Origin of the sequence: Arthrobacter sp. TB 23 (assembly GCF_000294595.1) — a bacterium.
Classification (GTDB): Bacteria; Actinomycetota; Actinomycetes; order Actinomycetales; family Micrococcaceae; genus Arthrobacter_D.
Window position 1 is genome coordinate 1 of record NZ_ALPM01000049.1, and the last position, 12873, is coordinate 12873.

9 protein-coding genes and 1 pseudogene are annotated in these 12873 nt (G+C 60.7%); 5 read left to right on the forward strand and 5 right to left on the reverse strand.

The window, feature by feature from the left end; translation table 11 throughout:
- The coding region (locus B384_RS0106295; RefSeq protein WP_019482277.1) for an iron-containing alcohol dehydrogenase at positions 1-1036 on the reverse strand (1036 nt) is incomplete at its 3' end.
- Between the two features lie 314 nt (positions 1037-1350).
- On the opposite strand from B384_RS0106295, the gene lhgO reads away from it, so the two are divergent.
- Entirely contained in the window at positions 1351-2556 is a 1206-nt protein-coding gene (lhgO, locus tag B384_RS0106300) for an L-2-hydroxyglutarate oxidase (protein ID WP_019482278.1), read from the forward strand.
- Between the two features lie 52 nt (positions 2557-2608).
- On the opposite strand, the gene B384_RS0106305 is transcribed toward lhgO, so the two are convergent.
- Entirely contained in the window at positions 2609-3328 is a 720-nt protein-coding gene (locus B384_RS0106305; protein WP_019482279.1) for a GntR family transcriptional regulator, read from the reverse strand.
- Between the two features lie 619 nt (positions 3329-3947).
- Between B384_RS0106305 and B384_RS20505 the strand changes: the two are divergent.
- A pseudogene (locus B384_RS20505) lies at positions 3948-4049 on the forward strand (transposase); the annotation flags it as partial.
- Between the two features lie 45 nt (positions 4050-4094).
- Here the strand turns inward: B384_RS20505 and B384_RS0106310 are convergent.
- Positions 4095-5411 carry a dihydrolipoamide acetyltransferase family protein gene (locus B384_RS0106310; RefSeq protein WP_019482280.1) on the reverse strand — a complete coding sequence of 439 codons (1317 nt, stop codon included), beginning with the start codon at positions 5409-5411 and terminating at the stop codon, positions 4095-4097.
- On the reverse strand, positions 5411-7600 hold the full coding sequence (locus B384_RS0106315) for an alpha-ketoacid dehydrogenase subunit alpha/beta (RefSeq protein WP_019482281.1): 2190 nt from the start codon (positions 7598-7600) through the stop codon (positions 5411-5413). Before B384_RS0106315 ends, B384_RS0106310 begins: the two co-directional genes overlap by 1 nt.
- A 194-nt stretch (positions 7601-7794) precedes the next feature.
- Between B384_RS0106315 and B384_RS0106320 the strand changes: the two genes are divergently transcribed.
- From B384_RS0106320 to B384_RS0106330, 3 genes are read left to right on the forward strand one after another with little or no spacing between them, the layout of a single operon-like run.
- Positions 7795-8322, forward strand: coding sequence for a VOC family protein (locus B384_RS0106320; RefSeq protein ID WP_019482282.1), 528 nt, complete (start codon positions 7795-7797; stop codon positions 8320-8322).
- 27 nt (positions 8323-8349) lie between these two features.
- Positions 8350-9030: a GntR family transcriptional regulator gene (locus tag B384_RS0106325; RefSeq protein ID WP_019482283.1), complete on the forward strand. Its 681-nt coding sequence runs from the start codon at positions 8350-8352 to the stop codon at positions 9028-9030.
- A 31-nt stretch (positions 9031-9061) separates the two neighbouring features.
- Positions 9062-10438: an NADP-dependent succinic semialdehyde dehydrogenase gene (locus tag B384_RS0106330; RefSeq protein ID WP_019482284.1), complete on the forward strand. Its 1377-nt coding sequence runs from the start codon at positions 9062-9064 to the stop codon at positions 10436-10438.
- Between the two features lie 1238 nt (positions 10439-11676).
- Here B384_RS0106330 and B384_RS0106335 read toward each other — a convergent pair.
- Positions 11677-12824, reverse strand: a protein-coding gene (locus B384_RS0106335; protein ID WP_156808995.1) for an IS3 family transposase whose coding sequence is annotated in 2 segments (ribosomal slippage) — positions 11677-12551 and positions 12551-12824 — 1149 coding nt in all. Because the reading frame shifts where the segments join, the coding sequence is not laid out codon by codon here.
- Positions 12825-12873: the final 49 nt, after the last annotated feature.

A 12873-nucleotide genomic window follows, 5' to 3' on the forward strand; every position in this document is an offset into this window, starting at 1 on the left:
CCCCTGCCGCATCGAGAGTGTCCGGCTGGCCGACTCGCCGTACCAGGTCCAGCACATGCTCAGCAGCAACCCTCAAGTCGTCCGATTCGCCAAGTGTCACCGCGCGGGCGAGCAGCCTGGCACGCCGTGGATCAACGTGCTGGTTATAGGCAATCGTGTATGCCAACGCCAGGCCCGTCGTTGTGCCGTGGGCCATCGGCTTCTCGTGATTGATCGCATAACCGAGGCTGTGGCCGAGTACAACCCCTGAGTTAAGCGCAAGCCCCGCAAGATAGGCAGCGAAAAGCATGCTTCCGGTGGCCTCACTGTCGCCGTCGTAGGCGTTAGGGAGTTGGCTCATCACGATCTTGATGGCTTCTGTCGCGTTGTGCTCAGTAATGGGGCTGCTGTTCAACGACAGGATGGACTCGGCGGCGTGGGCCAGTGCGTCGAGGCCGGTCGACGCCTTCACATGAGCCGGGAGGCTGGCGACCAGATTCTGATCCAGAACCACAAGCTGCGGAACGAAGGCCCGGCTCGAGGTGATGCGCTTCTCTCCACCATCGGTGATCATCGAGATTCGAGTAACCTCGGCCCCGGTGCCGATGGTAGTCGGTACAAGGACAAGCGGTGGAGGCGCCACAGTTGGCTCGATGACGCCGAACCAGTCTGCGCAATGACCCTCGTTCGTTACGAGCAAAGCAATCATCTTGGCCGCGTCCAGCACCGAACCACCCCCGATCCCGACGACGGCGACCACACTCCGTTCGCGTGCTGACGTCGCCGCAGCATCTACCTGCTCCGCCGTCAACTCGGGCCCAAAGTCCGATAGCACCACCGGTTCGTAACCGGCGGTCGTGAGCTCCTTGAGTGCGTCGTCCAGAAGATTACCCGTCGCAAGGGCCGTATCGGCAGCAATCAGGACTGGCCCGAGAGTAGCGGCACCGGCCGAAACAAGTCCGGTCGCGAGCGACGCCAGCGCACCTCGACCCAGCCAGGTGCATGAAGGGGCTATAAAGACAGCGGGCGTTTCGAGCTTTTCACCAGAGGTCATCATCGAAGTCCGGCTCCTTAGTAAAATCGTATAATTGGATCCAACATTCAGGCCACTATGTCATTCATCACACCCTCCGTCAAGGAAAATCTTGTTACCTGTAACCTGTGGACTGAAACAGGGAATTTCCCATAGAGTCAATCATCACGGGCATGCCTGGCACCCTATTTGCATCACATCCACGCTCGCAACGATGCGTTCAGGGCTTCGTCGCGGTTCATGATCGGTCTAATGTTGGATCCACAGTTCAGTATCAGAAGATCGAGGCTTCGGCGTACACACGCCATCACCCAGCGTTTCAAGACCGGAGGCAGTCAATGGAAGATCTGATCGTTATCGGAGGCGGGATTGTCGGCCTGGCCACCGCGAGGGAAGCCCTGCGGCGCCATCCTGACCTCAAAGTTCTAGTCCTCGAAAAGGCGGACGAGGTCGCGACCGCCCAAACCGGTCACAATTCCGGCGTCATTCACGCGGGACTCTACTACACACCCGGATCGTTGAAAGCTCGACTGTGCCGTGCGGGCGAACGCGAAACAAAAAACCTCTGCGACGAGTACGGCATCCGGTACGACACAGTCGGCAAGCTGGTCATAGCGACGGATGAGGTCGAGATTGAGCGGATGGAGCAGTTGGCGGAGCGAGGAGCCCGCAATGGTATCGAGCTTCAGAAAATCGATCGGGACGAGCTCGCGGAAATGGAGCCCAATGTTCGAGGCCGCAAGGCACTTCTTTCTCCGGCCACCGGGATCGTGGATTACCGGGAAGTTGCTCGGGCAATGGCCACGGACATCGTTGCGCTAGGTGGGAGGGTGATTACACGATCGACAGTGCACTCGATTGACGAGCGTTCCGGCGCAACGGGCGAAGTGGTGGTCGGATCTGACACCGGCGAGTATAGGGCCCGGCGAATGGTCGCCTGTGCTGGCCTTCAGGCGGACCGGATTGCGTCAATAGGCGGCATCGATGTCGATTTTCAAATTATTCCTTTCCGCGGCGAGTATTACCAGTTGCCGCATAGCCGCCAGGGTCTCGTGGAGCGACTCATCTACCCCGTCCCTGATCCTGATCTACCTTTCCTCGGCGTTCACCTCAGTCCTACGATCGACGGGCGAATTACTGTCGGGCCGAATGCGGTTCTCGGCTTCTCCAGAGAGGGGTATCCACGCGGTTCAGTTTCACCGAGGGATGTGGCCCGGTTTATGGCGTTCCCCGGCATGTGGCGATTCGCGAAGGACAATCTACGGACCGGATTGCAGGAGATGCGAAGCTCATATTTCCCCAGCAGCTACCTCAAATTGGTCCGGAAATACTGCCCTGGATTGGAGCTCGGCGACCTACGTCCCTATCCTGCAGGAATTAGAGCTCAAGCTCTCATGCGCGACGGCACCCCGGTCGAAGACTTCCTGTTCCGGTCCACCGAACGTCAACTGCATGTGTGCAATGCTCCGTCGCCAGCAGCCACCTCGGCGATTCCAATTGGCTCGCTCATCGTTGACAAAGTCCTGAACGCTGTCCGCGGCTGAGCCGCCCGTAAACGACAAGCACCAGTCGTCCCTCCGGGTCCTGCAGATCCCGTCACTGGGCCCCAGCATCGTGCGCGAAAATTTGCGGTGATCTCCGCAGGGCGACCATGGTGCGCGTGATGTGGGTGGTAACGATCGAAGCCGCGACCTCAGCATTGCGGTCGATTAGAGCTTTGTGCAGTAGTCGGTGCTCCGCATTCGTTTCCTCAACCCAACTCGGTCCGGTCTCCGTCACGAATGCGCGCCGGTATTGCTGGGTAGAGTTCCAGAGCCGCTTCACAATGGATGTCAGCTGAATGCTCTGGCAGCCCTCATAGGTCAGCAAATGAAATGCACGGTCGAGAACGAGGAATTCCACCGCGTCAACCCCGGCTTCAATCTCGTCCAGGATGGCTCCAGCGCGGTCGATGTTGGACTGGGAAAGGCGCGGGACGGAGTCGGCAATGACAAAGGGTTCAATCCGTGATCGCGTCCCATAGAGCAGATAGAGCTCCGCAGCGTCCATCGCTGTGACGCGGGCACCCTTATTCGGCTCCAGAGTGACAAGGCCTTCGCCCTCGAGAATCCGAAGTGCCTCCCGCACGGGAAGCCGGCTGGCTCCAAGCCGTTTGGCAAGGGTCTCCTGACGGACGGGCTGTCCTGGCCCGAATTCACCGCTAAGGATTGCTGACCGGATGTAGTCCGCCACCCGCGTGCCGGTACTACCGGACAACTTTCCGCTGTCATCGGACTCCGGGTCTTCGAGGACCTCGGCCTTCGGGTCAAAAGCCATGCTTAAATACCACCTTGGAGTTGAATCGGGTCATGGCGGGCAGGCTCGCCCCAGAGAGATGAGGAAAGGCCCGGCACATAGGTGCAACAGACCACTCTCTCTGCGGCCCCCCGCGGGTCCCACAACCGTTTGCCCAGCGCAGATTCTTAAGCCTTACCGGCCGGATAGCTTACTAACTCTAACTGCATTCCCCATGGACTGAGAAAGTATACCCACCGTTGACCCAAGGATGGCCCTGTACTCTCAGTCGGCTTGCCCAAAACAGTAACCCCCGCCTGGTTGCGCAAATAGTTCGTGGCCTCGTCGATATCGTTGACGTAAAAAACCAGATGATGTTCACCAATGTCACTGTTTAGTGGCTGGGGTGCTGCCGAGGTGCCGGTTCATAATTGAAGATCTCAAAATTGGCGCCGTACCCGCACCGAAAGAACCTCAGTTCTCGCATTACCGTTAACGGATGGACATTTAAGTGCCTCTTCATCCAGTCGTTCTCGGATGAGAATGGTCCCAGCGCATAGATTAGTTCGCAGCCAATCACATCGACGAAAAACCGCTCGGCCTGTTCGAGATCCGGGACCGTGAAGCCGATGTGTTCCGTCCCTCAAGGCCAGATAATCCCATGATGTGCTCAACGAATGCTATCGAGTCGCTCAAAGCCAGGTACCGGCGCGCCGTGAAGGCCCGGGGCCATTTCTCCACCGAGCAGGCTGCGCAAACTTGTCCCCGCGAATGGCCACAGTTCGGGACACCGTTGGACGACACTGTCCTAGATCAACAGTCCAAGCGGATTCTCAATACGGGTCTTGAATGCGGCGAGCCATTTTGCGGCGAGAGCGCCGTCAAGAACCCGGTGATCTGCAGATAGTGTCACCGTCATGACGGTCGCCACAGCGATCTCCCCGTCCGTGACGACCGGCCGCTGGGTTGCCGCCCCGACCGCGAGAATACCTGAATGCGGCGGGTTGATAATGGCGGAAAACTTTTCCGTGCCGAACATTCCCAGGTTAGAGACAGAGAAGGACCCGCCTTCGAGTTCGTGCTGCTTGAGTCTGCCAGCTCGTCCCCGCTCGGCGAGGTCCCGGATGCCAGCGCTCAGGTCGCTGATACTGCGTCGGTTCACGGTCTCCATGACAGGGGTAACCAGACCGCCCTCGACCGAGACAGCGATCGCAATGCTTACGTCGTCGAATCGCCGGAGGGCGCCATTCATCCAGATGGCGTTTGCCTCGGGTACATCACTGAAGGCTGCCCCAACCGCCTTGACGACGAAGTCATTGACCGAAATGGGCGCGGCGGACAACTGGTTGACGGAGCGCCGAATGGCAAGAAGTTCGTCGACCCGGCAATCGGCGACGAGGTAAAAGTGCGGCATAGTGGTGACGCTCTCGACGAGCCTGCGGGCGATGGCACGCCGCATTCCCGTGTGGGGAATATCCGTGTAACCCACTCCTGCAGCCACCTCTGATGCCTGTTCCGCACGGGACGCGAGTGCAGGCATATCAGCCTCTGCTGCAGGTATTCCGTCGATGTCCCGGCGCACGATGCGCCCACCGGGTCCGCTGCCGGTAGTAGCAGAGAGGTCGAGGCCGCGCTGCGCTGCCAGACGACGAACGAGTGGGCTGATGAACTGACGTGTATGGGCGGGCGCGATATCCGAGACCCGGTTGCCCTGGGGAGCGTTAACGGTGGGTATCCTGTCAACTTCTGGTGCTTTCACCTGCTGGGGCGTCGTCTCCCTCTCCGGCGCTGCCACCGTGCCCGCAGGGCCGGTCGCAGGTTCCCCTTCCGCTTCCGAATCCGCGGCGCTGCCACCCGCCGCCGCCATAGCGTCCTCGATCGATTCGCCTGGCTCGGCGAGCACCGCGATCGGCGTACCGACCGACACCTGCACACCCGTTTCAACGAGGAGCCCTGCGAGTACGCCACCTTGCTCAGCCTCGTACTCGACGACGGCTTTTTCGGTTTCGACCTCGGCGATGGGTTGACCAACCCTGATCTCGTCTCCAGGCGTCACGAGCCAGGCCTCCAAGGCTGCCTCGGTGGCACCGGCAAGGACCTCGGGCATCCGAATGATCGCGGCCATCAGTTTCCTCCGCCGAATCCGACGCGCACGCGCTCAAGGCCTGCGACGACTTCTTCCGTGCGGGCGATCGCCGCACGTTCCAGCACCTTGGAGATGCTAGGGCTTGCATCGGAACCCGTGACGCGCTCCACTGGCTGGTCGAGCCAATCGAAGTAACGCCGTTGAATCTCGTCGGCGAGCCATCCCCCGTAGGAAGTTCCTCGCGCTCCCTGTTCGACGATGAGCACACTATTCGTCTTCTTGATGCTCTCGCCGATGGTGTCCCAGTCGATGGAGGCCCGGTCGAGCCAGCGCAGGTCAATCACTTCGGCATCGATTCCGGTTTGCTCCGCTGCCTCGAGCGCATGGCCCACCATTGACAGATAGCTGATGACGGTTACATCAGCGCCTGCGCGGCGGACCGCAGCCTTGCCGAACGGCAGCTGATAGTCGAGGTCTCCGACCGGGACGTCGTGCTTCTGACCGTAAAGGTCCACGTGCTCGATCACGAGTACCGGATCCTCGAGCGCGAGCGCCGCGTTCATCAGCCCAATGTAGTCGGCAGCTGTTGATGGTGCGACGATGCGCCATCCGGGGCTTGTTGCGAAGATTCCTGCCGGATCCATCAGGTGCTGGGACCCGTAGCCGGAGCCCATCGCGACCTTGGTGCGGAGCACCAGCGGCACCGGATTATCGCCGCCGAACATGTGCCGTGCCTTGCCGATCTGGTTGAACACCTGATCGGCCGCAACCCACATGAAGTCGGGGTACATGAATTCGACGATGGGGCGGAAACGGCCGTCGAGCGCCATCCCGCCGCCGAGACCCGCAAAGGCATTCTCGCTGATCGGCGTGCCAAGCACACGCTCAGGGTAGGCCTTCGACAAGCCCTTCGTGGCACCATTGGTGCCACCCCCCAGACGGTGAACGTCCTCACCTAGCACGACGACGCGCGCGTCCTGCTCCATGCGGCGTCCTACAACAGCCGCGACCGCGTCGACGAAACGAGTCGACGTCACCTCGCCGTCGTACTCGAGCGGCTCGAGGACTTGGGCGCCCTCAAGCTCGGTCGCATCACCCCGCAGTCCAACGTCAACGAACGAAGGGTCCGGCCACAGATTGGCCAGGATGCGCCGCTTGCCCGCGTTCTCCGGATCAGCCTCGAGCAGTTCGCCCGTGGCGACGCGCATCGCGGCCTGCGCCTGCGAACGTACAGCGGCGATCCCCTCATCGTCGATGTAGCCGAGCGCCTTCATCTCCTCCGCCACTCGGGTGAGAGGATCACGGGCGCGCCACTGGCCTTCTTCTTCCTTGGTTCGGTAACCGAAAGCACTGCCCGGGTACGGTCCGTTCTGGTGGAAGAAACGGTAAACCTCCGCCTCTATGACCGCGGGGCCTTGACCCGACCGCATCACCTCCTCCGCTTGTTGCGTCGCGAGGTAGACGGCAAGCGGATCCATGCCGTCAACGCGCCATGAGTGGATGCCGAAGCCCAGAGCACGAGCCGAAAGTCGCGTCTCGGCGGTGGCCTCGCCGACGTGCGTCGACACCGCATAGAAGTTGTTCTCGATGAAGAATCCGAGGGGAAGCTTCCACGCGGCCGCGAGATTCATGGTCTCCAGTACTGAACCGATATTGACGGCGCCATCACCGAAGTAACTCATCGTGAAGTCGCTGGTATCGGCGTGCTTCTGCGCCCAGGCATTGCCGGCCCCAAGGGGCACTCCGCCGCCGACAATCGCGTTGGTACCGAGCGCGCCCGCCTCGAACCACTGCAGGTGCATCGAGCCGCCGCGGCCACGGCAAAAGCCCTGTGCGAGACCGAGAATTTCGGCGAGGGTCCGCTGTAGCACCGATTGAAGCTCGGGCTTCACCAGGGTGGCGAGGTCAAGTGAGTTCTCGGAGACATGAGTGATGGCCTTGGCGAGGAACTGGTGGTGGCCGCGGTGGGAACCGTTTACCGCATCCGACGACCGCATGCCGATGATCGAGCCGACGGCGCCGCCTTCCTGGCCAATGCTCGAGTGGGCTGGCCCGTGCACGAGGCCCTCGCCAGCGAGGTCGAGCACCGTCTCTTCGAAGGCGCGAATCAGATGGAGCTGGCCCAACATCGTCGCGAGCAACTGCGGATCGGCGGCTTCCCAGTCAGCGGCGGTGGTGCTGAGCTGCACCCACGGCTGTGCTGGATGCAAGCTTTCCAATTCTGGCATGGTCTCTCTTCTCCGTTGACGGGCGGCCAACCGGTGTAGACGTCCGGCGGACGAGGCCGACGGCTTAGGCAGTGATTGGATTCAATCGTAGGGCAGTTTCCGCTATTTTGGGAGATTTTCCCCAATCTATCCTTCTAATGGATACAATAAAGAAAAGCGCAATGTCGTGACACCGTGTGGAAAGTAGGTTTGTGATGTCGATTCCCGGCCTTCGTGGCACCGACCACATCGGTTTTACGGTGCCCGATCTGGAGCAGGCGGACGACTTTTTCGTGAACGTCATCGGTTGCGAGCGCGTATACTCACTCGGCCCATTTAGCAGCGACGCCTCGGACTGGATGAGAAAGCACCTCGACGTCCACCCGCGCACGGTCATGCGCAAACTCAACTTCTACCGCTGCGGCTTCGGCACTAACTTCGAGGTCTTCGAGTACGAATCCGCTGACGAACAGCGACCACAGCCGCGCAACAGCGATCTTGGCGGGCATCACCTAGCATTCTACGTGGACGATTTCGACGCGGCCTATGAGTACCTGCTCGCCAAAGACGTGTGCTTCTTGGGCGAGCCGACCCCTAGCCGCGGCGCGAGCACCGGCCAGCGCTGGGTCTACTTCCTGTCTCCGTGGGGAATGCAGTTTGAACTGGTCAGTTACCCCGAAGGCAAGGCCTACGAAGTGGATGCCTCGGTGCTGTTGTGGCATCCAGCCGATCCGGCTCGCTGAGTCGACAGATCACACAGAAAGGGCTTGATGAACAACGTCACGACAGTGCACTTCTCGGCGCACGGTGATTCGAGCGCTCGCATTGCGGAGCAGCTACGCACCATGATCCTCAACGGGGAATACCGGCCGGGTGCACGGCTACGCCAGGAAGAGGTCGCGCTGCGATTCGGTGCCAGCCGCGTACCGGTGCGCGAAGCTTTCCGCACCCTCGCGGCTGACGGCCTCGTCACCCTGATCGCCAACACCGGTGCCTGGGTGTCACGGTTGAGCCTGGCGGAGTGTGACGAGGTGTACCAGACCCGCGAGCGGGTGGAGCCGCTCCTGCTTCGCTATGCGATGCCAGGGATCGATGATGAATACCTGGACCGGCTGGCGTCGCTCGCAGCACAGATGGAAGGCACAGACAACGTCGAGGCCTTCCTGCGTTTCGACCGTGAGTTCCACCTTGGCTCCTATGAGCGTGCACAAACCACCGTGCTCGGTGACCTGGTCAGCCGGTTATGGAACACGACGCAGCACTATCGCCGAGCCTTCACCCTCCTTCTGGACGAGCATGCCACGCGAGTCGTGCACGATGAACACCACATGCTCGTGGAGGCAATGCGCATGCGTGACGCGGATGACGCCGAACGCATCCTCGCCGGCCACATTCGCCGCACCCGACTGGGGCTCGCGCGCCACCCCGAAGTCTTCGAGACCCTCCACTGAACGATTCATATCTACAGGAAAGGCACCACTCATGGCGATAGCCACCATCAATCCCACTACAGGCGAAACAGAGAAAAGTTTTGAACCGCATACTGCGGAAGAGGTCGAGCGACGCATCGCGCTGGCCGATGACGCGACGCGCGTCATGCGCGGAACGACCTTTGCGCAGAGATCCGAGTGGATGCAGTCCGCCGCCGACCTGCTCGAAGCCGAGGCCGACGACATCGCCGCCATCATGACGACAGAAATGGGTAAACCTCTCGCCCAAGCGAGGGCAGAAGCCCTCAAATGCGTCAAGGGCATGCGGTTCTATGCCGAGCATGCGGAGGGGTTTCTGGCCGACGAAATGCTCGCCGACGCCTCGCGTGTCAACGCGTCAAGCGCCCTGGCCCGGTACCAACCACTCGGAGCCGTGCTCGCCGTCATGCCGTGGAATTACCCACTGTGGCAGGTCGTGCGTTTTGCCGCGCCGGCGCTCATGGCAGGCAACTCGGGACTGCTCAAGCACGCATCGAACGTGCCCCAGTCCGCCCTCTACCTCGACACGCTCTTCTCCCGTGGGGGCTTTCCCGAGGGCGCGTTCTCCACCCTCCTGATCGGCTCGCGCGACGTCGCTGCCATCATTCAGGATCGTCGTGTCAAGGCCGTCACCCTCACCGGGTCCGAGCCCGCAGGCCGAGAGGTCGCCGCCAATGCGGGCGGGCAGATCAAGAAGTCCGTCCTCGAACTCGGTGGCTCCGATCCCTTCATTGTCATGCCGAGCGCTGATCTGGACAAGGCTGTCGAGGTCGCGGTGACCACACGCACCCAGAACAACGGCCAGTCCTGCATCGCTGGTAAGCGTTTCATCGTGCACAGTGACGTGTACGACGCGTTTTCTGCAGCCCTCGCTGACCGGTTTCGTGCCCTGGTCGTGGGCGACCCGATGGAACCCACGACCGACGTCGGACCACTGGCCACCGAGTCCGGCCGTGACGAGCTCGCTGAACTGGTTGACGACGCGGTGGCCCAAGGCGCGACCGTGCTCGCCGGTGGTAGCGCTCCGGAGCGCGCTGGCTGGTTCTACCCACCGACCATCGTCACCGACCTGCAGGATGGAATGCGCCTCGTGCTTGAGGAGGCCTTCGGCCCTGTCGCATCCCTCTATCGGGCCGACAGCCGTGATGACGCCCTTCGCATCGCCAACCAGACGACGTTCGGCCTCAGCTCGGCCGTGTGGACGACTGACGCCGCAGACGAGGAGTACTTCATCGCAGGCCTCGACGCCGGAGCCGTGTTCATCAATGGAATGACCGTGTCATACCCGGAGTTGCCTTTCGGCGGAATTAAAGACAGCGGTATTGGACGGGAGCTGGGCGCTCCCGGCATTCGCGAGTTCTGCAATTTAAAGACGGTCTGGAAGGCATGAGTGCGGCGGCGCGTCCCACGCCCCGATACAATCTCGGTCGGGCGACACCGTAAAATGATCGCAGTGCCGCTGGTCGCGATCGCTGTCCCTGCCGGCAGGCCGGATGAGACGAGTCAGAGACCGGATGACTAGGTCGCATCCCGTATAGGGAAGATGACAACTTCGGGGTCGTCGTATCTGACCAACGCGGCCAGAAGATGTCGCGCCGTAAGTTCCGAGCAGACCCGGTTGTCTAGCGGAACAAAGTGAGGCGCACCGCCTATATTTGCGCCAGTCCCATGTTGTCGATTTGCCATCGTGTCGTCGCGAGGCAGATAACGGCCGATTGGGACTGCCCCGAGTTTGCTTGAGACACGCCCAGCGCCGGCCAGTCGCTGAAGGGGAAAGGAACATGTAACCGCTGACCATCAAAACCCCTGACGACGTCATCAGTTTCATTGGCCACACCCTGCGGTTTTGGCCCCTGGAAAGCTTGGTCTGCATCACCCTCGCCGATAACCACGTAGGGCCAACCCTCAGCATCGACCTACCGAAGCCAAACACGGAAATCAGCTACACGAAGATGGTGGCAGACTACCTCGGCAACGACACGGTTTGTTCAATCCCCGAGCGTCTCTCCGCCGCAAGAATAGGAATTGGTGAAAACTTTCACCCGAGTCATGTACCTTCACCGCAACTCCCCCATGAACTAGCAAGAAAGCCCGGACCAAGGCTTCAGGAAAGAAAGAGGTAGCCCACCACAGGAACCACCGCCCAGCAACGCAAAACAGGCACACCCTGTTCACAATCTGCGCCGGTTTGTGCACAGTCAGAGAGCAAAACATCCTCTGACAAGGGGAAACACTGTGCCCGAAGTAGGACTTGAACCGGCTTTCAGCCCTTGCAAACACTGGCCTCCCCCGAAAACCTCCCCAAACCTCCCCAAACCGGCACCGATCCGCCCCAGTCCGACACCCAAGGTGTGCACAATGTGCACACCCCTTTTTCTGCCCTGTTGTTGCCGCACCTGCTCGGCACCGTCGCCCTTGCCGGAGACCTACTACCTGTTCTGAGGGTTTGATCAGACTGAGAAGACAGGCGGTCCCGATATAGGACGAAGTCTCGGGTGAGTCCCAGACCAATACAGAGATGTGTACGCTCTGAAGCCGTGAGACTCATGATGTACGAACCTCCTTTCTCGAATATCTCATCGAGGAAATGACGAAAGCGTGGTTGGGCCCCCGTTAGCAGTCCAGTGGCTATGCGATAGCTAGTTGGTTTCCTGCGGTCCAGTTTTCCCAGTAGGCCGACGGTGTCATTCCGTCGAGGGATCCGTGGGGACGTTCATGATTGTAGAGCTGTTTCCATTCATCGGCCAGGTACTTTGCTTCGGCCAGGGTGTCTATGATTTCTCCGGTGAGTTGTTCCCTTCTGAATTGGGCGTTGAATGACTCGGCGTACCCGTTCTGCCACGGCGACCCCGGGTCAATAAAAGCGGTCTCCACGCCGGCGGTTTGGCACCAGCTGATCAGTGCTGCGGCAGTGAATTCCGGCCCATTATCGGAGCGGACATGGGTCGGGACGACACCGGTTTCAGCGATGATGTCCTCAAGCACGGCGACCACATCCGTCGCGGTGAAAGACCGCCGCGGGATGATCGCCAGCGCGGTACGGGTGTATTCATCGATCACGTTGAAAAACCGCACATGCCGCCCGCAGGAGGTCACATCGGATTGGAAGTCGAAGCTGACCACATGCATCGGATACTGAGCAGTTAGCCGTTTCTGCTCCCCAGCCCCGGGCCCGGTGCGGCGTTTCTTCCTTGCCTTGGGTTTGCAGGTGAGTCCCTCGAGGCGCCACAGCCGGCGCACCCGCTTCGGATTCAGTGCCACCCCAACCCACTGTTGCTGGCCCAGGAGGTGCCAGCGTGCCTTCCGCCAACCCCAGGTCGGGTGCTTCCCCGCAATAGCCCGCAGATCGGCCCGTAGCTGGTGGTCTTCGAAGCTGGCCACCGGCCGTGCCTTGCGCAGGGCGGACCGGTTCTGGCCCAGGATCTTGCAGGCGAGTCTTTCGGACGCCCCGAACTTCTCCTGCGCCATGCGCACTGCACGGCGGCGAGGTTCGGGGCTCAGAATTTTCCCTTCGCCACCTCATTGAGAATGTCGATGGTCAGTTCCTTCTCCGCAACCAGCTTCTTCAGCCGGGCGTTCTCTTTCTCGAGCTCCCGTACCGCTTTGGTTTGGCCGGCGTTGTGCTCGGAACCGTATTGGTTCACCCACCGGTACCAGGTCGCCTCGGTGACCTGCAGTTCCTTCACGACCTCAATCATCGGCCGTCTATCGTTGAGCATCTTTTGGCCCTGACGGACCTTCGCGATGACCTGATCAGGGGTATGTCTACGTGCCATAAAAGTGAATTTCCTCCTGCACCCATTATCGGATGCGAAACTCACATAA